Raw genomic sequence first — 26508 nt, 5'->3', positions numbered from 1 at the left:
CCTATGGAGTTTTTGCACCGATCCGTGCTGTTGGAGCCCACGGTTAACGCCCTCGTTGACCCTGATTTTGGCGCCAAAAGAAAACGTGAGCCCGCCAAGGATATGCCGCAGGCAGTGGCCGAAGGGATCTTCGTAGATGGCACCTTTGGTCGTGGTGGTCACAGTCGCTTTCTGTTGTCCCGTTTATCTCCGAAGGCCAGGCTGGTGGTGTTCGACAAGGACCCCGAAGCTATCGACGTAGCACATGCCTTGCAGCGTGAAGACGATCGGGTCCTCGTCGTTCATGGCGGTTTTGGTTCGATGCCCGAACAGCTTGAACGCCTCGGAATCGATAAGGTTAATGGAGTCATGCTTGATCTGGGGTTTTCATCCCCTCAGATCGATGATGCCAGCAGGGGCTTTTCCTTTATGCGGGAAGGTCCTCTGGACATGCGGATGGATACAAGCAGCGGGATTACCGCTGCTCAATGGCTGGCGCAAGTCAGCGTGGAAGAGTTAAAGGAGGTCATAGCAAAATATGGCGAAGAACGGTTTGCTTTCCCGATTGCAAAGGCGATTATTGCTCGCCGCGAATCCAGGCCGCTGCGCACAACGCTCGACCTCGCCGAGCTCGTCGCCAGTGTCGTCCGTACGCGCGAAAAGGGTCAACACCCGGCCACTCGTACCTTTCAAGCTATACGGATTTACCTCAATCAAGAACTCGAGGAGCTCGCGCTCGCCCTCGCGGCAGTTCTGAAGGTACTAGCGCCCGGAGGACGTTTGGCTGTGATCAGTTTCCATTCTCTTGAAGACCGTATGGTCAAGCAGTGCATCGCAGCAGCCGCGCGGCCGGCTGAGGCACACGCTCGCCTGCCCATTTTCGAGAAAGATATGCCACAGCCCATCCTGCGTTCGCTTGGCCGCGTATTGCCTACCCCTGAACAGGCCACTGAAAATGTGCGGGCCCGATCGGCAGTGCTGCGTGTCGCTGAGCGTACGGCAACACCTTTGCCTCCCGATCAGGGCGCCTCTTTCGTGACGGCCATGAGTTTGGTCGCCGGGCGTACGGCGACCAAACGGGGCCGAAAATAATGGGTCGGCTCTGTGCCCTTTTTGCGGTTCTTCTAATGGTTTCGGCCATTTCTCTTGTGACGGCCCGGTTCCAGTCACGCCAATTGTTTGTGCTAACGGACAGTCTTCACGATAAGGCGCGTGAACTGGATACCGACTGGCGCCGCTTACAGCTAGAGCGCGCCGAACTGGCGCGTAATGCGCGCATCGACGGCGTGGCACGTGAAGAATTGAAAATGGTCACGACTTCTCCTGATCGGACTATTTACATCAAGGGCATTGCCTCCAAGCCGGCCCCGGTCAGCCGTGCCGAGGGCCGTCCATGAAACGCGTCCGCTTCTATGACAGCCCAGTACTGAATGTCCAGATGCCTTTGTGGAGATCGCGTCTGGTATTGATTCTTTTAATGGCCGGCTTCGCTGCTTTGGCGATCAAGGCCTTGTATCTGCAAGGCCTGTCTACCGAGTTCCTTCAACAACAGGGCGAACGCCGCTACGAACGTACTTTGGTGCTGCCTGCCACGCGTGGCAAGATATTCGACAGTAGCGGTTCTGTGGTGCTCGCATCGAGCGTGCCGGTTCGCGCTATTTGGGCAATTCCTGAAGATACGCGTGCCGCCACCGAAGCACAATTGGCCAGTCTGGCCAAACTACTCGATGTCTCGGTAAAAGATATCAAGAGCCGCCTGGTCGACAACGAAAAAAGTTTTGTCTACATCAAGCGGCAAGTGTCCGTCGAAATTGCCGACCAGATTCGCGCACTTAAGATTCCAGGCTTCCATCAACAGATGGAAATGCGGCGCTTCTACCCAGAAGGCAATATCGCCGCACACGTCGTCGGATTTACCAATATCGAGGATCACGGCATCGACGGTGTAGAGCTCGCTTTCAATTCCGAGCTTTCCGGCAAGCCCGGGTCACGCCGTGTCATTAAAGACCGTTTGGGCCGAGTGGTGGAAGACGTACAGGCGATCGTGCCGCCGGTCAATGGTCAGGACCTGAGTCTGTCCATTGACTCCGGCATGCAATTCGACACTTATACCGCCCTCAAGAAAGCGATGGACGAGAATAAGGCGAAAGCTGCAGCCGGCATTGTTCTGGATGTACAAACTGGCGAGATTCTGGCGCTGGTTAATTTACCGACTTACAATCCAAATGACCGCGATGATCGCAAAGGGCCTGTGTTGCGCAACCGTGCGCTTACCGACACATTCGAGCCCGGCTCGATCATGAAACCCTTCACGGTGGCGCTTGCATTAGACATTGATCGCGTTTCGACCTCTACGCTTTTTGAAACAGGTAACGGACAGTATCGTTATCAGGGATCCACGATCTCGGACGTAAGCCGGAATGGCACGCTGAATGTGGCCGGAATTCTGCGTCGCTCCAGCAATATTGGCATGACGATGATTTCCGAACGACTCACTTCGCAGGAAATGTGGACCAAATTTACAGAGCTTGGATTTGGCCGCGCGCCGCAGGCGAATTTCCCCGGTGTGGCATCGGGACGTCTGCGGCCTTGGGAACGCTGGCGTCCGATTGAAAGGGCGACCATGGCTTACGGATATGGTTTGTCAGTTTCGCTGCTGCAGATGGCGCACGCCTACACCGCATTGGCGCGGAACGGCGACATGGTGTCCCTGACGTTACTCAAGCGCACGGGCAAGCCCACCAGTGTGCAGGTCTATACGCCTAAGGTCGCCACGCAGGTCCGCGCCATGCTCGAAGCTGCGGCAGGCCCCGACGGAGCGAAGTTGGCGCAGGTGCAAGGGTATCGGGTGGCAGGAAAAAGCGGCACTGCCCGCAAGATTGTTGATGGTAAATATAGTATGTCGCAATATCGAAGTTCATTTGTAGGTTTTGCCCCCGTCTCTAACCCGCGGATTGTCGTGGCCGTTATGCTGGATGAGCCGCAAGCAGGAGCCTATTACGGTGGGCGTGTTGCTGCACCGATTTTTGCGAATGTGGTGGCGAGCAGCTTGCGCCGATTGGGCGTGCAGCCAGATGCTCCGATCGAGTCCCTGGTAGCGACGGGCCCTAAAGGGAGCGTGTTGCCATGATTGCTCAAGAAATCATTTCATGGCTGAACCAGCACGTGATCCGTACGGCGCATTTATGCTTGGATTCGCGCCAGCTTCATGCTGGCGATGTATTTTTTGCCTGTCCCGGCCTGGCAAGCGATGGACGTTTGTTCATTCAGCACGCCCTGGATCAAGGTGCGGCAGCGGTGGTCTATCAATCAGGCGACGACATAACAGTCTTGCCGGATACGCCGACACCCGTTCTGGCAGTCCCCGATCTGAACGAACTATTGGGCCTCATTGCGCATCTCTGGTACGGCGAACCGTCTCTGGCATTGTCGGTCGTGGCGGTTACAGGCACTAACGGCAAGACGACTTGTGTGCAATGGATTGCATCTGCGCTGAATTCCGAAGGCATACCCTGCGGTACTGTCGGTACTCTGGGTGTCTGTCTGCCCGATGGCACGAATCTTGGTGGCGCATTGACCACCCCCGATGTTCTAACGATGCACCGCAGCCTGGCCGCTATGCGGGATGCGGGCGCGGCGGTGGTCGCCGTGGAAGCCTCTTCAATTGGCATTGAGCAAGGTCGACTTCTCCATGTGCACATCGAGGTCGCTGCGTTTACCAATCTGACGCACGATCATCTCGATTATCACGGTACCCTGCACAACTACAAGCTTGCCAAGTTTGCCTTATTTGAAACCCCGGGTTTAGGCGCGGCAGTCATCAACCTGGATGATCCTGCGGGCGTTGAACTCGCACAAAAGACCTCCCTGCTGCATCCGGTCACGTATTCGCTTGGCCGGGACGCAGCAGCATCGCTTCAAGCCCACGAAATACAAACCGGTTCTTATGGGCTCGTATTCAAGCTTTGCTCTGGCGATGGCACAGCGCAGTTGTTGACCCGCTTGGTCGGTGAGCACAATATCTCCAATCTTCTGCTGGTCAGTGGTGTTTTACAGCAGCTAGGCTGGGAGTTGCCACAAATAGCTCGTGTCCTGGCTACGTTGCGCTCTGTTGAAGGCCGGCTGCAAATCGTCGACGCGCCAAGCGGTTCTGATTCGACCCACACCGCTCCGCTGGTTGTCGTGGATTACGCGCATACGCCGGACGCGCTCGAGCGTGCACTCGTTGCGCTGCGAGACGTCGCGAAGGCACGCAACGGCCGCCTGGTTTGTGTATTCGGTTGCGGCGGTGGCCGCGACAACGGCAAACGCCCTTTGATGGGTGGAATTGCTTCTACATTAGCAGACACCATCATTGTGACGAATGACAATCCGCGAATGGAAGACCCGCAAGCGATTGTCGACCAGATTTGGGCAGGTATGCCCCACACACCGCATATCGAGCTCGACAGAGCGCTTGCGATCATGGAAGCAATCTGGAACGCAGACATCAACGACGTGGTGTTGCTGGCTGGCAAGGGACATGAGACCTACCAGGAATCGCAAGGGCTGCGCGTTGCGTTCGACGATCGGGAATGGGCACGCTTTGCCCTGACGTGGCGCGGCGGACTCACGCTTTCCACCGATTCCAGGAACATTCGTGCAGGTCAGTTGTTCGTTGCCCTGAAGGGTGACTCCTTCGATGGTCACGAATATCTGGCCCAAGTCCAGGAAGCGGGTGCGAGCGCTGCGGTGGTATCGCATTACAACGCCTCGGTCACGTTACCGCAATTTGTGCTCGGCGACACACGGCAAGCACTGATTCGCATCAGTACGGCGTGGCGGCGCCTGTTTCTTTTGCCCGTCATTGGCGTCACAGGCAGCAATGGCAAGACGACGACCAAAGAAATGATTGCATCAATCTTTCGTGCCTGGATCGGCGATGAAGCAAGTCTGGCAACACAAGGCAATCTCAATAATGACATTGGGGTACCGTTGAGTGTTTTGCGTATGAGTAATCAGCATCGGGCCGCCGTCCTTGAGTTGGGTATGAATCACCCGGGCGAGATCGCGCTTTTGGCGAACATAGCACAGCCGACCGTGGCTCTGGTTAACAACGCGCAGCGAGAGCACCAGGAATTCATGCACACCGTTGAAGCGGTCGCCGCGGAGAACGGCGCAGTCATTACCGCGTTACCAGCCGATGGTGTAGCGGTGTTTCCCGGCGATGATACTTATACCGATCTATGGCGCAGCTTGGCCGGTAAGCGGAAAGTGATCGACTTTGGATTTGAACCACGTTTTGCTGTTTATGCCGACGAGATACAGGCGGAAGCTACCCGCACGGTGTGCCAACTGCACACACCGAAGGGAAATGCGGGCCTGGTGCTGTCTGCACCGGGCTTGCATAATTTGCGCAACGCCTTAGCGGCCGCAGCGTGCGCCAGCGCTGCGGGAACACCGGTCGCCGACATCGTCCTGGGCCTGGAAGCCTTCAGTCCCGTGTCGGGCCGAATGCAGCCACATCAGCTGACCGACGGTTTCCAGCTCATAGACGACACCTACAACGCCAATCCTGATTCTGTACGAGCCGCGATCGACGTCCTCGCGCAACTGGAAGGAAAGAAAATCCTGGTGTTGGGAGATATGGCCGAAGTCGGAGCCAATAGCGATGCAATGCATGCCGAAGTCGGCGCGTACGCGCACGAACGCGCAATCGATGTGCTTCTGACATTCGGCCCCGCTTGTAAATTTGCGGCCAGGGCATTCGGGCCTCAGGCCCAGGCCTTCGATTCGATCGAGGCGCTAAGCAGTCATCTTAAATCGCTCGTCCCTGCCAATATTCTGGTTAAGGGATCGCGCAGTACACATATGGAACGAGTAGTGCACGCATTCGAAACCCAATCAATGAATAAAGAAGAAGGGACCCGCCATGCTACTTGAACTGGCGCGATGGCTGTCGGAATCCCACATACGCGCCTTTAGCGTCTTCGAGTACATCACGTTTCGGGCCGTGCTTGCGTGTGGCACGGCATTGCTGATTGGACTGTTTGCCGGTCCGTGCGTGATACGCAAACTTACCGAACTGAAGATTGGCCAGGCTGTGCGCCAATACGGACCAGAGTCCCATCTTTTGAAAAACGGCACCCCGACGATGGGCGGTGTGCTGATCCTAATAGGTGTGGGGGTCAGTACCTTGCTGTGGGCCGACTGGACCAACCGATTCGTTTGGGTGGTTCTGCTCGTGACTTTCGGTTTCGGGTGGATAGGCTGGGCCGATGATTATAAAAAAGTTGTCAATCGAGATCCGGAAGGTATGTCGTCGCGCCGCAAATTCTTTTGGCAGGCGCTTATTGGCATCGTAGCGGCAATATATCTGAGCTTTGCTGTTTCTGCTCCGGCCAACGCCGAGCTTTGGCCTTTGTTTCGCGACTGGGTGCTCAGTGGCTTCAGCATGCCGTTGCCCACACGAGCCGACTTGATCGTGCCGTTTTTTAAGACGGTCAGCTATCCATTGGGCGTGTTCGGCTTTGTGGCGTTGACGTGGTTCGTGATTGTGGGGTCGAGCAACGCGGTCAATCTTACCGATGGACTCGATGGCCTCGCGATCATGCCTACCGTCATGGTCGGAAGTGCATTGGGGATTTTCGCGTATGTGGTCGGGCGAGTGGATTACTCGAAATATCTGCTATTTCCCTATATACCCGGCGCGTCCGAACTGATGGTGATTTGTGCCGCGATCGCGGGAGCCGGACTCGCCTTTCTATGGTTCAACGCCTACCCCGCCCAAGTATTCATGGGCGATGTCGGGGCTTTGGCGCTGGGGGGCGCACTGGGAACCATTGCGGTCATCGTGCGTCAGGAAATCGTCCTTTTCATCATGGGCGGCGTCTTCGTCGTCGAGACCCTATCTGTGATGTTGCAGGTAGCCTGGTTCAAATACACCAAAAGACGTTATGGCGAGGGACGGCGGATATTTCGCATGGCGCCCTTGCATCATCATTTTGAAGTCGGTGGCTGGAAAGAAACACAGGTGGTTGTGAGGTTCTGGATTATCAGCATGATGCTCGTGCTAATCGGCCTGGCAAGTTTGAAACTACGATGAATGCAATGAATTTTCCTTCGCTGCGCGTGGATGGCCTGACCCTTATTTTGGGGCTGGGCGAAACAGGCGTGGCCGCGGCGTTATGGTGTGCTGGACACGGCGCGTCGTTACGTGTGATCGACACGCGCTTACAGCCGGGTGGCCTTTCAGATTTGAAAGCAGCCCTTGATGCGTCGCGCGTCGACTTCCGTCTTGGACCAGATGCGTTTGACGCGGACTCCCTGAAGGATGTTCACACCATTGTTCTAAGCCCTGGGCTGTCCCCGTCGCATGAGCCGGTAAGGCAGTTCCTGGAACTCGCCGCTGAACAAAATATCGACGTGTTGGGCGAAATCGAACTATTCGCGCGGGCATTGGCCGACATGGCGAAACAGGGGTATTCGCCCAAGGTGTTGGCGGTAACCGGCACCAATGGCAAGACCACCGTCACGGCCATGGCGCGTCAGCTTGTGGAAGCGTGCGGCTTATCTGCCAGGGCTGCAGGAAACATCGGTCCAGCGGCACTGACCGCATTGCGCGATGCCTTGACCAGCGACGAACTGCCTGACGTCTGGGTGCTGGAGTTATCCAGCTTTCAACTCGAATCTCTTTCCACACTGATAGTGGATGCCGCTGTTGTACTGAACGTTACGCAAGATCACCTCGACTGGCACGGATCGATGCATGCGTATTTGGCTGCCAAAGCCAAGCTCTTGCAGATGGCGAAGATCGCCATCGTCAACCGTGATGATCCACTCGTGCTCGATATGGTGCCCGACGTGAAGTCCCTGATGGTTCGCAGCTTTGGACGGGATGTTCCGGAACTGGAAGGCGATCTTGGGTTGGAAAACAGTAATGCTGTTGTATGGCTCGCAGCTGCCGACAGCGCCGTCGATTTCGATCAGCCGATAGCCGGCTCGCGGCGCAGAAAACCGGTGTCAGAACCCGTACGAAGCAGTGGCCGTAGCACCCGGTTGATGCCGGTCGAAGCATTGCGTGTGCGAGGACTGCACAACGCTCTGAACGCATTGGCCGCTTTGGCGCTGGTACGCAGTCTCGGCCTGGGCTGGGCGAACATGCTACACGCGCTAAGGGATTATCACGGCGAACCGCATCGTACCGAATTCGTGCGAACGATAGCCGGGGTGGATTTTGTCAATGACAGCAAGGGAACGAACGTCGGCGCGACGGTAGCGGCGCTTGAAGGCATGGGCCATCCTGTGGTGCTGATTGCTGGCGGCCTGGGCAAGGGTCAGGATTTCACTTCCCTGGCGCAAGCGGCACGTACGTATACACGAGCAGTACTGCTCATAGGCGAAGACGCGGCGTTGATCGCGCAGGCCATGACGGCGGCCGGCATTACGGCCGAACTCGTTTCATCGCTCGCTCATGCCGTCACGCGCAGTATCGAGCTGGCCCAAGCGGGCGATACCGTTCTGTTGTCGCCGGCCTGCGCCAGCATGGACATGTTCAAGAACTACGGTCACCGCGGCCGTTGTTTCGTTGATGAGGTGAACGAACTGGCGCTGATTCGAGGGGAGGTCGTATGAGTCTGTTCGCCGATCTCACTTCTGGCGTCAACGCAGTAAGGCCAGGCCGTACGACCATGCCTAACTTTGATCTGTCCATGATTCTTGCCGCGACCACCCTGGTGCTCTTCGGCCTGCTCATGGTTTATTCAGCATCGATAGCGCTTGCCGATGGTCCGCGCTACGAAAGCTATGGCCGTTTCTATTTTGTAATCAGGCATGGCCTGTTCATTGTTGTGGGCTTGGTATGTGCCTTATTCGCCTTGAGCATACCCATGAGGGTTTGGCAAAAGTCGGCCGTGCCCTTGTTCCTGCTGTGTCTGTTATTGCTGGTGATTGTTCTGATTCCCGGTATAGGGCGAGAAGTCAATGGTGCTCGCCGTTGGCTGCCCTTGGGGCCGATCAATTTTCAGCCGTCCGAGCTCATGAAGGTGGCAGTATTGCTATACGCCGCGGACTACACCGTCCGTAAGCAGGAGCACATGCAAAATTTCGTGCGCGGCTTTCTTCCCATGGCTTGCGCTTTGGCTGTGGTCGGCATTGTGCTGTTGCTGGAACCCGATCTGGGCGGCTTCATGGTCATCGTGGCGATCGCCGTGGGGATTCTCTTCATCGGCGGCATTAACGGCAAGCTGTTTTCTGCGTTGCTGGGCATAATGGTCGGGAGTTTCCTGCTGCTCATCTGGCTCTCGCCGTGGCGGCGAGAACGGCTGTTTGTTTATCTGGATCCCTGGAATCCCGATAACGCCTATGGTAGCGCCTATCAGTTGTCCCATTCCCTGATTGCTTTGGGCCGGGGCGAATGGTTCGGTGTTGGGCTCGGCGCCAGCGTTGAAAAACTTCATTACCTGCCTGAAGCGCATACCGACTTCATCGTCGCCGTAATCGGCGAAGAGCTAGGCTTTGTGGGCGTCAGCTCTCTTATTGCATTGTTTGTCTTTATCGTCTGGCGCGGCTTTGAGATCGGGCGTCAGGCCATCGCCATGGACCGTATTTTCAACGGTCTGGTCGCACAGGGCGTGGCGCTCTGGTTCGGCGTTCAAACCTTCATCAATATTGGCGTGTGTCTCGGTTTATTACCGACCAAGGGACTGACTTTGCCGATGGTGAGCTATGGCGGATCGGGAATCGTCATGAACCTGGTCGCGATCGCTTTGCTGCTGCGGGTCGATTTCGAGAATCGCAACCTCATGCGGGGTAAACGGACATGAGCACGACCCACACCTTACTGATCATGGCGGGCGGGACCGGAGGGCACATCATGCCGGGTCTAGCGGTCGCTCACGAAATGAAAGCACGCGGCTGGCGAGTACTGTGGCTGGGACATCCCGAACGCATGGAGGGCAGGCTCGTGCCCCCTCAGGGTTTTGAGCTCCTGCCTCTTCGCTTCTCGGGACTACGAGGCAAAGGCGTGGTCACGCTGCTGAAGTTGCCGTTCACACTGGCTCGGGCTTGCTGGCAGGCGGCGAAGACCCTGAAGCGAGTGCAGCCCGACGTCGTGCTGGGGATGGGCGGTTATGTGGCAGTCCCGGGTGGTCTCATGGCGGCCTTGCGGCGTACCCCTCTGGTTGTACACGAACAGAATGCGGTCGCAGGCACTGCGAATCGCTGGCTCGCCCGACTGGCCAGCAAAGTGCTCGTTGGCTTCCCGGGCGCGCTGCCCGGAGCGGTCATGGTGGGTAATCCAGTGCGGCAGGCGTTGATGCAGATCGTCCGTTCCGAGCAGCGCTATGCTGGCCGCAGTGGTCCTTTGCGTTTGTTGGTAGTGGGCGGCAGTCTGGGTGCGGCTGTGCTGAATTCAACGATTCCCGAGGCCTTGGCTAAGCTTGCATCTGCGGAGCGGCCCATTGTCACCCACCAGGCCGGTGAACAGCATCTGACGAGCCTGCGCAATAATTATCAGCGCCTTGGCGTTCAGGCTCAATGCCACGCTTTCATTGACGATATGGCCTCTGCTCTGGCGGATGCCGACCTTGTCATTTGTCGGGCTGGTGCCATGACAGTCGCCGAAGTAGCCGCCGTCGGCGTGGCGGCCTTGTTCATCCCTTTGCCTCATGCCATAGACGACCACCAAACCGCGAATGCGCGCTATCTGAGCGAATGTCATGGCGGTTGGTTACAGAAACAATCAGAGCTGACGGCGGACTGGCTTGCCCAGTGGCTGCGCGGGATTACGCGCCAGGAATTGGCCGAAGTCGGCCGTCATGCGCACGAACACGCTTGTCTGAATGCGACTCAGCAGATTGCAGATGCGTGTGAACAAACAGTAGCCGGGAGACAGGCTTGAAGCATCGAATTCAAAGCATTCATTTTGTAGGCATAGGCGGATCCGGCATGAGCGGGATTGCCGAGGTGATGCTGACGCTGGGTTATTCGATCAGCGGCTCCGACCTGCAGGAATCGGCCGTAACCAGGCGCCTCGTGGGCCTGGGCGCACGTATCACCATTGGGCACCTTGCAGAAAACATCAAGGGGGCGGGGGCTATTGTTACGTCCACCGCAGTATCTTCCGATAATCCGGAAGTGCTCGCTGCAAGGGCTGCACGTATCCCGGTCGTTCCGCGTGCCCTGATGTTGGCCGAACTAATGCGCTTGAAGCGCGGCATCGCCGTCGCTGGAACGCATGGCAAGACGACCACTACCAGTTTGGTTGCCAGTGTTCTGGCCGCGGGCGACCTGGATCCTACGTTCGTGATTGGCGGGCGGTTAAATTCCGCTGGCGCCAACGCACGCCTGGGACAGGGCGAATTCATCGTGGTCGAGGCCGACGAGTCGGATGCTTCTTTCTTGAACCTTTTGCCGGTAATGGCGATCATTACCAATATTGACGTCGACCACATGGACACCTATGGTCATGACGTCGCACGGCTGAAAAGCGCATTTATCGAATTCACGCAGCGCCTGCCCTTTTACGGCACCGCCGTGTTATGCAGCGATGATGCCAATGTGCGTGAAATCATTCCTTTTGTCTCGCGGCCGGTAACCACTTACGGTATCGATACCGAGGCACAGGTAAGGGCGGTGAATGTCCGGGCAGATGGCACCGTAATGCGCTTCGATGTCGAAAGGCAGGGCGCTATCGAGATGTTGCCCCCGATGGCCATAACGCTGAATCTGCCTGGGCGTCATAACGTGCTCAACGCTCTGGGTGCCATTGCGATAGCGACGGAACTGGGTGTTCCCGACGCGGCGATAGCCGAGGCGCTAGGCAACTTTAATGGCGTGGGACGCCGGTTTACTCAGGCCGGTGACTTTAATGTGCTGGCTCAGAACGGCGGCGGAACATTCACGCTGATCGACGATTACGGCCACCACCCGGTGGAAATGGCGGCCACGCTCGCTGCGGCCCGCGGCGCATGGCCAGAGCGCCGCATCGTGTTGGCGTTTCAGCCTCACCGCTACACGCGTACACGGGATTGTTTCGAAGATTTTGTGCGAGTGCTGGGCTCTGCCGACGCTGTACTGCTGACCGACGTTTATGCGGCAGGCGAACAGCCCCTGGTGGCGGCCGACGGCAGGGCACTGGCCCGGGCGCTACGTGTGGCCGGTCGCGTCGAACCAGTCTTCATTCAGGATGTGGGCGAGCTGCCGCAAGCCGTTCTTGATTTTGCCCGGGATGGGGATGTCGTCGTCGTAATGGGCGCCGGATCAATAAGTCGAGTACCAGCCCAAATAGGAGAGTTGGCATGAAAGGTAAGTTTGGGCGGGTAGGCGTCCTGTACGGTGGTCATTCCGCTGAGCGGGAAGTTTCGCTCATGTCGGGGCGAGGCGTGCATGAGGCGCTATGCAATTCGGGTATCGACGCCCATCTATTCGACACGGGCCGCTACACACTGGTCGACCTGATCAATGCGGGCTTTGATCAGGTCTTCATTGCCTTGCATGGTCGCTACGGAGAGGACGGCACGCTGCAAGGCGCTCTAGAGCTGCTTAACATTCCCTATACCGGCAGCGGTCCGCTGGGCTCCAGCTTATCGATGGATAAGATCATGACCAAAAAGGTCTGGCTGCAACAGCAATTGCCGACTCCTGAATACGCAGTGCTTACCGCTGATTCCGATCTGGAGCGCGTTGCACAAGAGCTGGGCCTGCCCATGATCATCAAGCCTCCACATGAAGGTTCTACCCTGGGCGTTACACGGGTCGACGAGCTTGCCACCCTGCGCCAGGCTTACGAACTGGCCGCCCGCTACGATGAAGAAGTGCTCGCGGAACAATTCATTGAAGGCCGCGAATTGACGGTGGCGATTCTGGGCAAGGGCAAATCCGCCCGAGCCTTGCCGATCATCGAGATTGTGGCTCCTGGCGGAAATTACGATTACGAGCACAAATATGTATCAAACGATACGCAATACGTTTGTCCAGCACAGCTCGATTCGGTCCTGACTGACACCATCCTTCATATTGCAGAGCAGGCTTATGTGGCGCTGTCTTGCGAGGGCTGGGGACGGGCCGATTTCATGCTGGACAGCGCCGGCAAGCCTTGGCTTCTGGAAATGAATACATCGCCAGGCATGACCAGCCACTCGCTCGTCCCCATGAGCGCAAAAGCCGCCGGAATGAGCTATGCCGAGCTCTGCGTTGCGATATTGTCCACTGCGAGCTGCAAAGTGCAGCGGCCCTTAGTCAACTGAACAGGAGCATATTGTGTTTTCCGACGCCCGCCTTACTAACCTGATTGCGAACACGCTGGCATTGCTTGCGGTGGTGGCAATGATCGCGGGCGCGATCGTCTGGCTGGCTCAACGTCCGTATTTTTCGATCGCGAAAATTCAGATAGCGCCGATGCAGACCGATACACTGAATTACGTCTCTCCTACCAGTGTTCGCGCCACAATTGCTGGGAAAATAACGGGCAACTTTTTCTCAGTCAGCCTCGATGACACCCGTGAACTGATAGAAACGGTGCCATGGGTGCGTCACGCGCGTATTCGCCGAGTCTGGCCGGATTCGTTATCGATACAGATCGAAGAGCAGCAGCCACTTGCGCTGTGGAATGAAGATCAAATGATTAATACCTGGGGCGAAGCTTTCGCTGCGAACCAGGGAGAGCTCGATGACGAAGCCAACCTGCCGCAATTGAATGGGCCTGAAAGCTCCGAGCGGCTGGTTGTTCAGCGCTACGCCGAAATCGCCAGGTGGTTTGCACCGTTGAATTTGCGCGTTCAAGAGGTAACGCTCAGTCCTCGCTATGCCTGGGACGTTATGTTATCCGACGGAATTCACCTGAGCCTGGGCCGTGATCCCGCAGCCGACGTGGCTGACCCCCATGGGCGATCGGGCGCGTTGCCATTTGCCGCTCGCATCGAACGCTTTGTCCAGGCGTGGCCAACGCTGACGCAACGACTCGACGGCCGAGCAATCAGTAATGCCGATTTACGCTATTCCAACGGTTTCGCCATAACGTTGGCTCCTGTTTCCAATACATCCACCAAATAGAAGATTATGACTCGTGACATCAAGGACCTGATCGTTGCACTCGATATCGGCACCAGTAAAGTGGTCGCCGTGGTAGCTGAAATACTGCCAGAAGGACGCTTCGAAGTGCTGGGCCTGGGCCAACACGAATCCCAGGGGATGCGCAAAGGCGTGGTGGTCAATATCGAGTCCACCGTAAATTCAATCCAGCGTGCGCTGGAAGAAGCCGAGTTGATGGCAGACTGCAAGATTCGCGAGGTATATACCGGAATTGCTGGAAGCCACATTACCAGCTTCAATTCCAGCGGAATGGTGGCGGTCAAGGATAAGGAAGTCACTGCAACCGACGTTGCCCGCGTAATCGAGACTGCCAAGGCCGTGAATATCCCGACCGACCAGCAGGTCCTCCACGTGCTGACGCAGGAGTTCATTGTGGATTCCCAGGAGGACATTCGGGAGCCCATAGGCATGAGCGGTTTGCGCCTGGAAGTACGCGTTCATATCGTGACGGGTGCGGTCAGTGCAGCACAGAACATCGTTAAATGCGTGCGCCGTTGCGGACTTGAAGTGCAGGATCTTATTTTGCAGCCTCTCGCTTCCAGCCTGGCCTGCCTGACTTCCGATGAGAAAGAGCTGGGCGTGGTGTTGGTGGACGTCGGCGGCGGCACGACAGACATCGCCATTTACACGGGGGGCGCTATTCGGCATACGGCCGTGGTGCCCATCGCCGGCGATCAGATCACAAGCGATATTGCCGCCATGTTGCGTACGCCAACACCGGACGCCGAAGAAATCAAATTGCGCTTCGGCATTGCCAAGCAAGTATTGGCCAATGCCGACGAGCACATCGAAGTGCCCGGTTTGGGCGATCGGCCGAATCGGCAGGTGAAACGCCAGGCGCTTGGTGCGGTCATCGAGCCACGTATTGAAGAGTTATTTACATTCGTGCAGCAGATCGTGCGCGAATCGGGCTATGAGGATTTGCTGGCATCCGGCGTGGTATTGACCGGTGGCACATCGCTAATGCCGGGCATCGTCGAACTGGCAGAAGACGTTTTTCTAAAACCGGTGCGTGTGGGGGTACCCGCTTACGAAGGTAGTTTGGCTGACGTGATGCATAATCCGCGTTTTTCCACCGTGATGGGTCTGTTGGCGGAGGCCCGTTTGCAACGTGCGAGGGGTCGTAAGGTGGCTCAGCAGAAAGGTAGTTTCAAGGCCTTGCTGGCGCGTATGAAAGAGTGGTTCATGAATTAGGGCTGAGTCCCTAAATGGGGCAGGTGACATTTGCCTGCTCCGGGAAGCGTTTCAAATCAGTTGCGAGTTTTTCTGGCATTTCCTTTGAAACCATTCCGAATAATAAAGCAGTATCGGGGAAAAAAATTTTTGTATTTATCGCTTTTCTGGATATGTGAGGGAGTCAATCATGATGAATTTCGAAATGCTCGATACGAGCGTAAATGGGACTGTAATTAAAGTCGTAGGAGTCGGCGGTGCCGGTGGCAACGCGGTCGCGCACATGATCCGTTCGGGCGTGAGCGGAGTGGACTTTATCTGCGCCAACACTGATGCCCAGGCGCTGGCCACCAGCGAGGCTCCAGTTCAAATTCGCCTTGGCCGTACCGGCTTGGGCGCTGGTGCCAAGCCTGAGCAAGGGCGTGCCGCCGCCGAAACTGCACGCGAGGAAATTCGCGCTGCGCTGACTGGCGCACACATGGTATTCATAACCGCCGGTATGGGCGGCGGAACAGGTACTGGCGCCGGACCAGTTGTCGCCGAAGTGGCTAAAGAGCTTGGCATTCTGACCGTGGGTGTCGTCACCAAACCATTTTCGTTCGAAGGCAACAAGCGCCTGAAGATGGCTGAAGACGGTATCGCCGAACTCTCCAAGCACGTGCATTCGCTGATTGTCGTGCTTAACGAGAATTTGTACGAGCTGATGGATGAAGACGCAACCCAGGAAGATTGCTTCAAGTCCGCCGACGACGTCCTGCATAACGCTTGCGCTGGCATCGCCGAGATCATCAATGTCGAAGGAAACGTCAACGTCGACTTCGAAGACGTCAAAACCATCATGGGTGAACAAGGCCAGGCAATGATGGGGACATCCATCGCGGCCGGCGCGGATCGTGCGCGCGTCGCTGCGGAACGGGCGATTGCCTGCCCGCTGTTGGAAGGCGTGGATTTGCATGGGGCACGCGGTATGCTGGTCAACATTACAGCAAGCCGTACGCTGAAAATGCGCGAGACTCGCGAAATCATGGACACCATTCGCAGCTACGCTGCTGAGGATGCAACCATTGTTTTCGGGACTGCTTACGATGAATCGATGGGTGAAAACCTGCGAGTCACAGTTGTGGCAACCGGTCTAGGGCGCAGTGTTGCAGCGCGCCCGCAATTGGTGCAGAACAACGCAGAAATTTACCGTACGGGTACCGATAACGTGGCCATCGGTGGCCATGATTTCGGTCACTCCGAGGTTCCATCGGTCATTCGCAATCCTCGCAGCCAAGCGTCGGCGCAGGTGCGGGCACTTGAGACAGCTGGTATGGATCACTTCGATATTCCGGCGTTCCTGCGCAAGCAGGCGGACTGATCGCAGGAGGCACAGATCCAGAAGCCGTAACTCCAGCTCTCACATGTCTACGGGCATTTATGTGCCCGGTAGGACCCGACAGGCGCACTTTCTCTCCTCCCCGAGAGGGTGCGCCGTCGTGTTTGCCCTGAAGTTTCTTCACGCACTGCAGTCGTTTGAAACACATATGTCTTAGTGGTTAACCCGCGATGCGGTTACAATAAGGTGTCTTACTTATGCAACAAAATCACAAGAAAACGGTTACCTAATAATATGTTACGTCAGCGCACCATACAGAAATCCATCAGTACCAAAGGGGTCGGTCTGCACTCCGGACGACGCGTCGAGATCACGTTGCGTCCCGCTGCCCCCGATACCGGTATTGTCTTTCACCGCGTTGACCTTCCTCAGGTAGTGGATTTACCTGCCTTGGCCGATCAGGTCGGCAATACCCGCATGGCTTCAGTGCTGCAACAGGGCGATGTCCGCGTGTCCACGGTCGAACACTTGATGTCTGCGCTTTCCGGCCTGGGTATCGATAATCTGCATGTCGACCTCACGGGCGAAGAAGTGCCCATTATGGACGGCAGCGCAGGAACCTTTATTTACTTATTGCGCTCGGCTGGCCTGCAAGAACAACCGGCCGCCAAAAAATTCCTCCGGGTGTTGAAACCTGTCGAGGTCCGCGAAGGCGAAGGCGAAAATCTGAAGTGGGCGCGTCTGGAACCCTACAACGGCTACGCGCTATCGTTTGCGATCGATTTCCGTCATCCGGCCATCGACTCCACGGCCAACTTTGCCGAAGTCGATTTCGAGAAAGATTCTTACGTCAAGACCATCGCACGCGCGCGTACCTTTGGTTTTGTGAGTGAAGTAGAGGCATTGCGGGCGGCAGGTTTGGCCCGCGGTGGTAGTCTCGACAATGCCATCGTCATGGACGAATACCGCGTCCTTAATACCGATGGCCTGCGCTACGACGACGAGTTCGTCAAACATAAGATTCTCGACGCCATTGGCGACCTTTATCTTATAGGCAAGCCCCTGGTTGCACGCTACGTGGCATGCAAGTCCGGACACGGGCTCAATAACCAACTGGCGCGCGCTTTACTGGCACGCCAGGACAGCTGGGAGCTCATCAGCTACGAGTCCCCCGAAGCGGCTCCCAAGTCCTTCGTTCAGGAATGGAAGTTCGCCTGAACCTGCGCTTCTTTTGGCGCAACGATTGGCTAGGTTTTCCGATGGTGGGCGAGTAGTCGCTTTATGGCGTCTGCCAGCGGTCCAGGGGGCAGGTTATCCTGCAGCTCATTGAAAGCATCCAGGGCATTGTCGTCCATGGGCTCAACCTGACGGGGCGCTGCCTTTGTCCGGCTTTGTAACAGGGCGGCTTGAACTCTGACGTTGATTTCGTTAAGGTTCCATCCGCCATCGTTGAGCAATTGCAGGATACGTGGTGCCAGCTGCCGCAGCTTCGATGCGTACGCGGCACTGGGAACTGCTAGTGTCATTTGCTGTCTGTCTATACGGGCGACTCTGCATACCAAGGCCAGAGACGGGGGCAATACTTTTTTTGTTGCATGTTCGACGGCCAGTAGATTGCGCGCCGTTGTCAGCACCTGCGAGCCATGCTGGTCGCTTCCCAACCAGCTTACGGCCAGCGTGGCAGGCAGCTCTTTGTTAAGAGGCCGTGGAGGTTTAATGCGTCGGGACATGCGCAACATTGATAGAACGTTTACTGTGAGAAATTAATTTATGGGGAATCGAAAGTTTGATTCTAGCGGCAAGGGCCTTCGAACGATCGTTGTGACGTTGCTAGCCGGTGCCGCGATGGCAGCCTCGGCGGTGGCAGGAGCCTGGGTTCAGTCGCAGCTTAGCAAGCGCCCGGTCTTGAACGTCGATCAGGAGCGCGCTATTAGCGAACTGGCTTCGCGTGACTCGGCATACATTCGTGAAAATGTGAATTTGCTGGCCTCTAAAGTGGGTGATCTGCAGGCCAAACTGATAACAATGGACGGCTTGAGCAAACGCGTGGCCGAAGCCGCAGGGGTGTCGTACACCGATCCCGAGATTCACGCCAGCTTGGAAGATTCTGCCATTCCGGTAATGGACTATATCACCGACGAGTCCGGAGCACCTTGGACTGCGCAGGGGCTGGGTCGACAGCTGGATGCGTTGCAACAGCAACTGACCGAACAAAAAGACTGGTTCGCCATGCTCGACTTGGTATTGACCAGGCGTGCGGGTGTCGAGGCGCGGCTGCCCACCTACACGCCTGTCGACTACCCGTATCTGAGTTCGTCTTTCGGATGGCGCCGTAACCCTGTGACGGGGCGCCATGCCATGCACGAGGGGCTGGATTTTGCCGCACCCAAGGGGACACCCATTCATGCCGCCTCCGGGGGCGTCGTGACGGAAGCAGGCTACCGTCCGGATTATGGCAAGCTGGTTGAAATCAATCATGGTAACGGGCTTTTGACTCGATATGCTCATGCCTCAGCCATCAATGTCAAGCGCGGTGATCTGGTCGAGAAAGGTCATTTAATTGCCCGTGTCGGTTCCACCGGAAGATCAACCGGTGCGCACTTGCACTTCGAGGTGCGCATGGCGGGCCACCCCTTGGATCCGACCTTGTTTCTCGCCAAGCCGCAGGCCAGCGATGCCCTGATTGTCGATGCGTCCGAAGCCGTTGAAGCCATACTGCCGCAGGTGCGTTAAACTGTATCGTTTTCCTGCGGTTTCATCCGCCAACCCAAAAAAGACAAGCATGTGGGCTGTTGCATTTATCGGCAGCAAGCGCGCATCAACGACACAAGAATGGTCTCTCTGCTAAAAAAGCTAATTGGTAGTCGTAACGACCGGATACTTAAACAGTATCGCAAGCAAGTGGCGCAAATCAATGCGCTTGAGCCCACGGTAGCCGCATTGTCTGACAACGATCTCAAGGCGAAAACCGTTGAGTTTCGCCAGCGTATCGAGCAGGGCGCCTCGTTAGACGACCTCTTGCCCGAGGCCTTCGCTGTCGTTCGCGAGGCTAGTCAACGCGTCTTCAGCATGCGCCACTTCGACGTTCAGCTGCTTGGCGCCATTGCATTGCATAACGGCAAGATTGCCGAAATGCGCACGGGGGAAGGCAAAACCCTGATGGCGACGCTTTCTGTATACCTGAATGCACTCGCCGGAAAAGGCGTCCATGTGGTTACGGTAAACGACTATCTGGCGCGGCGCGATGCGCAATGGATGGGCCGGTTATATAACTTTCTGGGCATGTCGGTCGGGGTAGTGGTCCCCCAGCAGGAAAACGATGAAAAGCGCGCCGCTTATGCCGCCGATATTACCTACGGCACAAACAATGAATACGGCTTCGATTATCTGCGTGACAACATGGAGTTTCGCGCTGAAGATCGTCGTCAGCGGATGCTTTCCTATGCCATCGTCGACGAGGTCGATTCCATTCTTATTGACGAGGCCCGTACCCCGTTAATCATTTCCGGCCAGGCTGAAGACAATACCGAGCTGTATGTGCGTATGAACGCCGTACCGCCGCTCTTGACTCGCATGGCCTCAGAACCCAAAACCAACGAGCCGGAACCCGAAGGCGATTTCTGGGTCGATGAAAAGGGACAGCAGGTTCATCTTTCCGAAGCGGGTCACGTCAAGGCGGAAGAGACGCTGGTCAGGATAGGCGTATTGCCCGAAGGTGAATCACTTTACGACCCGCGCAATATCTCGCTTATGCACCACCTCATGGTGGCCTTGCGCTCCCATAACCTGTTTTTCCGCGATCAGCAATATGTTGTTCAAAACGATGAAATTGTTATTGTTGACGAATTCACCGGCCGCCTGATGGCCGGCCGCCGCTGGTCCGATGGCTTGCACCAGGCAGTCGAGGCCAAGGAAGGCGTCAAGATTCAGAACGAAAATCAGACTCTTGCATCGATTACCTTCCAGAACTACTTCCGCATGTACGGCAAGTTGGCTGGCATGACGGGAACGGCCGACACCGAGGCCTACGAGTTCCAGGAAATTTATTCGCTCGAAACGGTCATTATTCCCACCAACCGGCCTATGGCTCGGATCGATCAAAACGATCAGGTGTTCAAGACCGATCCCGAGAAGTACAACGCGATTCTCGCCGATATCAAAGATTGTCATGAGCGCGGCCAACCCGTGCTGGTTGGTACGACCAGCATCGAAAACTCCGAGCTACTATCGGGCATGTTGGTAAAAGCAAAGCTGCCGCACGAAGTCCTTAATGCCAAGCAGCACGCCCGCGAAGCCGAAATCGTGGCCGAAGCCGGTAAACCTGGCCATATCACCATCGCCACCAACATGGCCGGCCGCGGTACCGACATTGTTCTGGGCGGCAGCGTCGAAAAACAAGTTGATTTGATCCGTGCTGACGCGTCGCTGTCGGCGCCGGACAAGGAACAACGTATCCAAACGATCAAGTCCGAATGGGCGCCGGCCAATATGGCGGTTAAGGCAGCGGGCGGTTTGCGCATTATCGGCACCGAGCGCCACGAGTCCCGGCGTATCGATAATCAGTTGCGCGGCCGTGCCGGCCGTCAGGGTGATCCAGGCTCGTCGCGCTTTTACTTGTCCCTTGAAGACTCGCTGATGCGCATCTTTGCTGGCGATCGGGTGCGCTCCATCATGGAGCGTCTGCGGTTGCCCGAGGGTGAGCCCATTGAAGCACGCATGGTGTCGCGCTCGATTGAATCTGCCCAACGCAAGGTAGAAGGCCGCAACTTCGACATACGTAAGCAGTTGCTCGAATATGACGACGTGGCCAACGATCAACGCAAAGTGCTTTATGCACAGCGCAACGAAGTCCTTGAGTCGGCCGATGTTTCCGACACCATCGCCAATTTGCGTACCGCAGCCATTGCCGAGCAGTTCCGCACATATATCCCTGAAGGCTCCATGGAAGAGCAGTGGGATGTGGGTGGGCTTCAATCTGCACTTGACACCGAATGGCAGCTTTCTATGCCATTGGTCGAGATGCTGGAAAAACAGCCTGACCTGACCGATGAGGATTTGCTGGAAAGGGTAGTGGCTGAAGCGGATCGCGTTTACCAGGCCAAGGTCGATCTTGTTGGCAAAGAAGGATGGGCTCCGTTCGAACGTTCAATGTTGCTGCAGTCTATCGACACCCATTGGCGCGGTCATTTGTCCTCGCTTGATCACTTGCGCCAAGGTATTCATTTGCGCGGTTATGCGCAGAAGGATCCCAAGCAAGAATACAAGCGTGAAGCGTTCGAGCTGTTTTCCGACATGCTCGACCGTATTCGCAACGAGGTGATCAGGGTCCTTATGACCGTGAAGATCCAGTCGCCCGAGCAAGTCGAGGTTAACGAGCCGGAACCAGCTCGGCTCGATAATGTGACCTACCACCATTCCGATTACGACGCTGCGCTTAGCGGCGAGGATCCAGGTATAGATCACAGGCCGGCCGCTCTGGCTGCCACGGGCGCCGCCATGCCGAAAGTCGGACGCAATGACGCTTGTCCTTGCGGTAGTGGCAAGAAGTACAAGCATTGTCATGGAAAGCTGGCCTGATTACGCTTTGCCGGCATAAAAAAAGCATCCCTCGGGATGCTTTTTTTTCACCATGCCTACATCAGGAATAGGGTTGCAAGGCCCAGGAAGATCAAAAATCCTAAGGAATCCGTGGCAAATGTCAGCAGTACCGACGAGCCTATGGCTGGGTCCTTGCCAAAGCGGTCGCGCAGTATCGGTATCAGGACACCCAGCCCAGCGCCGATCAGCATGTTCAGTATCATGGCGGTCATCATGACTGCCGCGATGGCCAGCGAACCGGAAATAGCCCATGCAAACGTCGCCGCCACCAGGCTTCCGCAGGCGCCGACAAGGAATGTGACCGATAGTTCGCGCTTAACCAGGCGCCAGGCGTTCGAGCTGGTGACGCGGCCCACTGCCAGTGCACGGATGATCATCGTCATGGTCTGGTTGCCGGAATTGCCGCCGATACCGGCCACAATCGACATTAAGAATGCCAGGATCACAATTTGGCTTACTGTGTCTTCGAACCGCGATGCCACCAGCGAAGCGATGGATGCGGTGCATAAATTGACAAATAGCCAGGGCGCACGGTTGCGCAGGGCGTCGAGTACCGGAGCAAATATGTCTTCTTCCTGCAAACCGGCTCGTGACAGAGCCTGCTCCTGAGAGTCTTCCTGAATTACGTCCACCACCTCGGCGATGGTTACGCGACCAATCAAGCGGCCTTGGTCATCGATCACAGCCGCTGACACCAGGTCATAGCGTTCGAACGCGCCAGCCGCATCGGCGTCGGAGTCCAGCGGATTCAAGGTAAGGTATTCGGTAGTCATTACCTCGGAGACCAGCATGTCGGGCTCTCGTACCAGCAAGGTAGAGAGCGACAGCGAGCCCTGCAGCTTGTCCTGGCGGTCTACAACAAAGATTTGATCCGTATGGTCGGGAAGCTCATGCAGCCGCCGCAAATAGCGCAACACGACTTCCAGCGACACGTCCTCGCGCACGCGGACCATCTCGAAGTCCATGATGGCGCCCACGGTGTCTTCCGGGTAACCCATCGCTTCGACCAGTTGGGCCCGTTCCTCGTCGGTCAAGCCTTTTTGCACTTCGGCGATGACATCTGCCGGTAGATCAGCGGCCAGGTCGGCTATCTCGTCAGCGTCCATGGTGCCGGTGGCCGCGATCAGGTCCTGATGGTCCATGGACTCGATCAGGGATTCACGCGCCCAGTCGTCGACTTCGAGCAACACGTCTGCATCGTGCTCGGCACTGACTAGTTGCCAGACGGCCTGCCGTTCGTGGACCGGTAACGATTCGAGGATGAAAGCGATATCCGATGGATGCAAATCATTAATAATCGATTTGATCTCGTTCTCGTGCTGCCGGTGCAGCAACCCCTCGAGTAGATTTGACCGGTCGTCGTCTTCGTATTGGCGGTGTGCCAGCGCCTCTACCACTTCTTGCCGCTTCAAAATCGACTGTAGCTCTTGCAGTGCTGACTGCGCGTCTTCGGGATCAAGCCGGCGGGGAATAGTGATCGGCACGCTGTCTTCAGGCTTGACTGAGGGATCCGACATAGGCAAACCTTGAGTTAAACGGGTGGAAGAGGACGGCGCTTGCGTTGATGGTCGGTGGCAACGTAAGTAAGAGTCGCTTCGGTGACTTTAACGACTTCGATTTCCAGCCGTTGGCGTTCGGCATAGACTTCGACCGATACGGTAATCGACGTGGTACCGACTTTGGTAATTTCGGCGTAGAAGCTAAGCAGATCACCCACGAATACCGGCTGTTTGAATGTGAACGAGTTAACAGCGATGGTTGCCACGCGGCCAGCTGCACGCCGTGTCGCGGGAATGGAGCCGGCAATATCGACTTGGGACATGATCCAGCCGCCAAAGACATCGCCATGTATATTGGCATCCGAGGGCTGGGGCATGACACGTAAAACGGCGTGGCTTTCTGGAGGAGGTAATACGGTACGGTTGTTATTGGTACTCAAGGCAGCGGCTCCAGATTTGAACCGGCCTGTCTGAACAAAGGCGTTGCACAGGCCGGATATGCGAATGACATGCGCCGTAGAGGCCGTTGGGCTCTTGTGGACGGAGCAGCATGCATTTTAACGGCAAGTAAGCCCGTGGCCATGAAACATTTATTAATAAGGCCTAAGGCAACAACGTTCAGCTCGGCGCCTTTGCGAGCCATTGTATCGCCAGTTCGGCCCAGTACGTGGCGCCTAATGGAATAAGGTCGTCGTTGAAATCGTAATTGCCGTTGTGAAGGGTGCAGGGCCCAAGGCCGTGGCCCGCGGTACGGTGGTCCCCTTGGCCGTTTCCGATCCAGACATAGCAGCCGGGAACTTCTTTCAACATAAAGGCGAAGTCTTCGGCGCCCATGGAAGGGGGCACCGATTGATCGACCTTTTCCGCGCCGACTATCTGAGTCAACACGCGCGCGCACAATTCCGCTTCGCGCGCATGATTAACCGTGGGTGGATATTTTCGATGGAAGGTGAATTCGGAAGTGCAGTTGAGTGCCCGGCTGGTGTGCTCGGTGATCTCGGCCATGCGGTTTTCGATCAGGTCGAGGTTTTTGTCGGTGAAGGTGCGTACCGTGCCGCGTAATATCGCATCGTTGGGTATGACGTTGTCGGCAGAGCCCGTGTGGATCTGCGTGACGCTCAGTACGGCGGGGTCCTGGGGATCTCTGTCGCGCGAAATGATGGTTTGAAAACTTTGCGCCAGTTGTACCGCCGCCATGACCGGGTCGGTTCCCAGGTGCGGCATGGCGCCATGTGCGCCTTTGCCCTCTAACCTGATTTCAAAAGTATTGCTGGATGCCATGACGGGACCCGTGGTGACGCCGAAGGTGCCGAAGTCCATGCCTGGCCAGTTATGCATACCAAAAATCGCTTGCATCGGGAATGTCGTGAAAAGCCCGTCGTCTATCATGGCCTTTGCACCGCTGAAGCCTTCTTCGGCGGGCTGGAATATGACATAAACGGTGCCATCGAAGTCGCGATGTTCTGCTAGATACCTTGCCGCCGCCAGTAGCATGGCGGTGTGTCCGTCGTGTCCGCAGGCATGCATTTTACCGGGGTGCTTGCTGGCATGTTCGAACGCATTAAGTTCCTGCATGGGTAGTGCATCCATATCGGCCCGCAACCCAAGGGCCCGCCCATTCTGGGTTTTGCCATGTATTGTGCCGACCACACCGGTAACGCCCATTCCTCGATGGGTAGGTATGCCCCACGATTCCAAAAGCCGCGCGACGATGTCAGCCGTTCTGACCTCTTCGTAGGCCAGTTCAGGATGTGCATGAATGTCGCGGCGAATGGCGGTTATTTCGGACTTCCATCCGACGATAGATTCAGCTAATTTCATGATCTTGAGGGTCCGTTTGAAGTTATCGGCAGAAACTTTACGCTTGTCACAGCGTATCATTAAACCTTCGAAATAAGGGAAGGCTGCGCTACCCCATTTAGCTTATAGATAGAAGCGCCCCATATGTATTGTGGGGCGTTTGATGTGGGGCCAGGCACTTTTGCGACGCTAATACGCCGTTCGCCGGATTTCAGATCTTTGTGCGATGCGGTTCAATCATGGCGTCGAGTGCGGGCGCTATGTGCCGGTTTCCCGCGTATACGTAACCTTTGATGGGCCATGGATCCCGATGATAGATATCTTCGCAGACGCCGCCCGCCTCGCGCACGATTACGGCCCCTGCCGCGACATCCCAAGGCGCCAGCCCCATCTCCCAATAGCCGTCGTAGCGGCCACAAGCGACCCAGGCAAGGTCCAGCGCGGCGGCGCCAAGCCGGCGTACGCCCCGAGTGTGATTGATGGCGTAGTCCAACGTTGGCATGTACTGTTCGGAAAAGGAGAAGTCGCGAAAAGGAAAGCCTGTAGCGACCACGGATTCGCTTAGCGTTTCTGTCTGCGAGCAATTGATGCGCCGCTCGTTAAGCCAGGCGCCGACCTCGTGCATGGCAGTAAACAGTTCTTCGCGGTTAGGGTCGTACACCACGCCAATGACAGGAGTGTCGTGCTCGAGCGGAGTGTCGCCGCTGACCAGGGCGCCTGCATGGGCCACCAGCGCGATAGATACGGCATATTGGGGGATGCCATGTAGAAAGTTGGTGGTGCCGTCCAGCGGATCGATGTACCAGGTGGCCAAACCGGAAGTCTGCCCACCGCTTTCTTCGGCCACTATCCCAAAGTCGGGCGTACGCTGGCGCAGAATGTCAATGACAGCCTCTTCTGCCTCGCGGTCGGCCTGGGACACCAGGTCGTTGCGCATTTTCTTGTCGATGACCAGCTCGGCCCGATTGCAGGCGTAAGATTGTAAAATTGCAGCTCCTGCATGTGCTGCTGTAACGGCGGCATCCAGGCAGTCGCTAAGTGGAAGTCGAAAAGATTGCATACTATAGTTTC

General features: G+C 56.5%; 21 protein-coding genes. 16 read left to right on the top strand and 5 right to left on the bottom strand.

Features of this window, described 5'->3' with window-relative positions:
* Window positions 1-3: 3 nt before the first annotated feature.
* From rsmH to lpxC, 14 genes are all read left to right on the top strand, one after another.
* A complete protein-coding gene (gene rsmH / locus EKL30_RS09470; protein ID WP_126706959.1) occupies window positions 4-1071 on the top strand; it encodes a 16S rRNA (cytosine(1402)-N(4))-methyltransferase RsmH in 1068 nt (355 codons plus the stop codon).
* Window positions 1071-1376 (top strand): cell division protein FtsL, encoded by a 306-nt coding sequence (gene ftsL / locus EKL30_RS09465; protein WP_126706958.1) that lies wholly within the window; start codon window positions 1071-1073, stop codon window positions 1374-1376. Before rsmH ends, ftsL begins: the two co-directional genes overlap by 1 nt.
* Complete coding sequence (locus tag EKL30_RS09460) at window positions 1373-3109, top strand: penicillin-binding protein 2 (RefSeq protein WP_126706957.1); 1737 nt, start codon at window positions 1373-1375, stop codon at window positions 3107-3109. Before ftsL ends, EKL30_RS09460 begins: the two co-directional genes overlap by 4 nt.
* Complete coding sequence (murF, locus tag EKL30_RS09455; RefSeq protein ID WP_126706956.1) at window positions 3106-5901, top strand: bifunctional UDP-N-acetylmuramoyl-L-alanyl-D-glutamate--2,6-diaminopimelate ligase MurE/UDP-N-acetylmuramoyl-tripeptide--D-alanyl-D-alanine ligase MurF; 2796 nt, start codon at window positions 3106-3108, stop codon at window positions 5899-5901. The genes EKL30_RS09460 and murF overlap by 4 nt, the downstream gene beginning before the upstream one ends.
* A complete protein-coding gene (mraY, locus tag EKL30_RS09450; protein ID WP_126706955.1) occupies window positions 5891-7063 on the top strand; it encodes a phospho-N-acetylmuramoyl-pentapeptide-transferase in 1173 nt (390 codons plus the stop codon). Before murF ends, mraY begins: the two co-directional genes overlap by 11 nt.
* A complete protein-coding gene (gene murD / locus EKL30_RS09445) occupies window positions 7060-8592 on the top strand; it encodes a UDP-N-acetylmuramoyl-L-alanine--D-glutamate ligase (protein ID WP_126706954.1) in 1533 nt (510 codons plus the stop codon). The genes mraY and murD overlap by 4 nt, the downstream gene beginning before the upstream one ends.
* Window positions 8589-9782 (top strand): putative lipid II flippase FtsW, encoded by a 1194-nt coding sequence (ftsW, locus tag EKL30_RS09440; RefSeq protein ID WP_126706953.1) that lies wholly within the window; start codon window positions 8589-8591, stop codon window positions 9780-9782. Before murD ends, ftsW begins: the two co-directional genes overlap by 4 nt.
* Window positions 9779-10858, top strand: coding sequence for an undecaprenyldiphospho-muramoylpentapeptide beta-N-acetylglucosaminyltransferase (gene murG, locus EKL30_RS09435; RefSeq protein ID WP_126706952.1), 1080 nt, complete (start codon window positions 9779-9781; stop codon window positions 10856-10858). Before ftsW ends, murG begins: the two co-directional genes overlap by 4 nt.
* Complete coding sequence (murC, locus tag EKL30_RS09430; protein ID WP_126706951.1) at window positions 10855-12261, top strand: UDP-N-acetylmuramate--L-alanine ligase; 1407 nt, start codon at window positions 10855-10857, stop codon at window positions 12259-12261. The genes murG and murC overlap by 4 nt, the downstream gene beginning before the upstream one ends.
* The gene (locus EKL30_RS09425; RefSeq protein WP_126706950.1) at window positions 12258-13205 is read left to right on the top strand and encodes a D-alanine--D-alanine ligase; all 948 of its coding nucleotides are present in this window, start codon (window positions 12258-12260) and stop codon (window positions 13203-13205) included. The genes murC and EKL30_RS09425 overlap by 4 nt, the downstream gene beginning before the upstream one ends.
* 13 nt (window positions 13206-13218) lie before the next feature.
* A complete protein-coding gene (locus EKL30_RS09420) occupies window positions 13219-14010 on the top strand; it encodes a cell division protein FtsQ/DivIB (protein WP_126706949.1) in 792 nt (263 codons plus the stop codon).
* Window positions 14011-14016: 6 nt separating this feature from the next.
* Window positions 14017-15243 carry a cell division protein FtsA gene (gene ftsA, locus EKL30_RS09415; RefSeq protein WP_126706948.1) on the top strand — a complete coding sequence of 409 codons (1227 nt, stop codon included), beginning with the start codon at window positions 14017-14019 and terminating at the stop codon, window positions 15241-15243.
* A 169-nt stretch (window positions 15244-15412) separates the two neighbouring features.
* On the top strand, window positions 15413-16582 hold the full coding sequence (ftsZ, locus tag EKL30_RS09410; protein WP_126706947.1) for a cell division protein FtsZ: 1170 nt from the start codon (window positions 15413-15415) through the stop codon (window positions 16580-16582).
* Between the two features lie 252 nt (window positions 16583-16834).
* Window positions 16835-17758, top strand: coding sequence for a UDP-3-O-acyl-N-acetylglucosamine deacetylase (gene lpxC, locus EKL30_RS09405; protein ID WP_126706946.1), 924 nt, complete (start codon window positions 16835-16837; stop codon window positions 17756-17758).
* A 29-nt stretch (window positions 17759-17787) separates the two neighbouring features.
* Here the strand turns inward: lpxC and EKL30_RS09400 are convergent, their stop codons facing one another.
* Window positions 17788-18270, bottom strand: coding sequence for a DciA family protein (locus EKL30_RS09400; protein WP_126706945.1), 483 nt, complete (start codon window positions 18268-18270; stop codon window positions 17788-17790).
* Between the two features lie 40 nt (window positions 18271-18310).
* Between EKL30_RS09400 and EKL30_RS09395 the strand changes: the two genes are divergently transcribed.
* Together EKL30_RS09395 and secA are read left to right on the top strand one after the other, a co-directional pair.
* Window positions 18311-19273, top strand: a complete 963-nt coding sequence (locus tag EKL30_RS09395) for a M23 family metallopeptidase (RefSeq protein WP_126706944.1) — start codon at window positions 18311-18313, stop codon at window positions 19271-19273.
* 99 nt (window positions 19274-19372) lie between these two features.
* Complete coding sequence (gene secA, locus EKL30_RS09390; protein ID WP_126706943.1) at window positions 19373-22117, top strand: preprotein translocase subunit SecA; 2745 nt, start codon at window positions 19373-19375, stop codon at window positions 22115-22117.
* 56 nt (window positions 22118-22173) lie between these two features.
* On the opposite strand, the gene mgtE is transcribed toward secA, so the two are convergent.
* The 4 genes from mgtE to EKL30_RS09370 form a co-directional block, all read right to left on the bottom strand.
* Window positions 22174-23655: a magnesium transporter gene (mgtE, locus tag EKL30_RS09385; protein ID WP_126706942.1), complete on the bottom strand. Its 1482-nt coding sequence runs from the start codon at window positions 23653-23655 to the stop codon at window positions 22174-22176.
* A gap of 14 nt (window positions 23656-23669) precedes the next feature.
* Entirely contained in the window at window positions 23670-24014 is a 345-nt protein-coding gene (locus EKL30_RS09380) for an acyl-CoA thioesterase (RefSeq protein ID WP_233582986.1), read from the bottom strand.
* Between the two features lie 241 nt (window positions 24015-24255).
* On the bottom strand, window positions 24256-25458 hold the full coding sequence (locus tag EKL30_RS09375) for a M20 aminoacylase family protein (RefSeq protein WP_126706940.1): 1203 nt from the start codon (window positions 25456-25458) through the stop codon (window positions 24256-24258).
* A gap of 190 nt (window positions 25459-25648) precedes the next feature.
* On the bottom strand, window positions 25649-26497 hold the full coding sequence (locus EKL30_RS09370) for an inositol monophosphatase family protein (RefSeq protein ID WP_126706939.1): 849 nt from the start codon (window positions 26495-26497) through the stop codon (window positions 25649-25651).
* Window positions 26498-26508: the final 11 nt, after the last annotated feature.

It is taken from the genome of Candidimonas sp. SYP-B2681, assembly GCF_003971065.1.
GTDB lineage: Bacteria > Pseudomonadota > Gammaproteobacteria > Burkholderiales > Burkholderiaceae_B > Pollutimonas.
Note: the sequence above shows the minus strand (reverse complement) of the source record. Positions and strands in the feature narration are given on the sequence as shown.

Excerpts from the sequence above, each read along its gene's own strand:
- rsmH (WP_126706959.1), top strand. The coding sequence starts at position 4 with ATGGAGTTTTTGCACCGATCCGTGCTGTTGGAGCCCACGGTTAACGCC.
- ftsL (WP_126706958.1), top strand. The coding sequence starts at position 1,071 with ATGGGTCGGCTCTGTGCCCTTTTTGCGGTTCTTCTAATGGTTTCGGCC.
- EKL30_RS09460 (WP_126706957.1), top strand. The coding sequence starts at position 1,373 with ATGAAACGCGTCCGCTTCTATGACAGCCCAGTACTGAATGTCCAGATG.
- murF (WP_126706956.1), top strand. The coding sequence starts at position 3,106 with ATGATTGCTCAAGAAATCATTTCATGGCTGAACCAGCACGTGATCCGT.
- mraY (WP_126706955.1), top strand. The coding sequence starts at position 5,891 with ATGCTACTTGAACTGGCGCGATGGCTGTCGGAATCCCACATACGCGCC.
- murD (WP_126706954.1), top strand. The coding sequence starts at position 7,060 with ATGAATGCAATGAATTTTCCTTCGCTGCGCGTGGATGGCCTGACCCTT.
- ftsW (WP_126706953.1), top strand. The coding sequence starts at position 8,589 with ATGAGTCTGTTCGCCGATCTCACTTCTGGCGTCAACGCAGTAAGGCCA.
- murG (WP_126706952.1), top strand. The coding sequence starts at position 9,779 with ATGAGCACGACCCACACCTTACTGATCATGGCGGGCGGGACCGGAGGG.
- EKL30_RS09425 (WP_126706950.1), top strand. The coding sequence starts at position 12,258 with ATGAAAGGTAAGTTTGGGCGGGTAGGCGTCCTGTACGGTGGTCATTCC.
- ftsA (WP_126706948.1), top strand. The coding sequence starts at position 14,017 with ATGACTCGTGACATCAAGGACCTGATCGTTGCACTCGATATCGGCACC.
- ftsZ (WP_126706947.1), top strand. The coding sequence starts at position 15,413 with ATGATGAATTTCGAAATGCTCGATACGAGCGTAAATGGGACTGTAATT.
- lpxC (WP_126706946.1), top strand. The coding sequence starts at position 16,835 with ATGTTACGTCAGCGCACCATACAGAAATCCATCAGTACCAAAGGGGTC.
- EKL30_RS09400 (WP_126706945.1), bottom strand. The coding sequence starts at position 18,270 with ATGTCCCGACGCATTAAACCTCCACGGCCTCTTAACAAAGAGCTGCCT.
- EKL30_RS09395 (WP_126706944.1), top strand. The coding sequence starts at position 18,311 with ATGGGGAATCGAAAGTTTGATTCTAGCGGCAAGGGCCTTCGAACGATC.
- secA (WP_126706943.1), top strand. The coding sequence starts at position 19,373 with ATGGTCTCTCTGCTAAAAAAGCTAATTGGTAGTCGTAACGACCGGATA.
- mgtE (WP_126706942.1), bottom strand. The coding sequence starts at position 23,655 with ATGTCGGATCCCTCAGTCAAGCCTGAAGACAGCGTGCCGATCACTATT.
- EKL30_RS09380 (WP_233582986.1), bottom strand. The coding sequence starts at position 24,014 with ATGCCCCAGCCCTCGGATGCCAATATACATGGCGATGTCTTTGGCGGC.
- EKL30_RS09375 (WP_126706940.1), bottom strand. The coding sequence starts at position 25,458 with ATGAAATTAGCTGAATCTATCGTCGGATGGAAGTCCGAAATAACCGCC.
- EKL30_RS09370 (WP_126706939.1), bottom strand. The coding sequence starts at position 26,497 with ATGCAATCTTTTCGACTTCCACTTAGCGACTGCCTGGATGCCGCCGTT.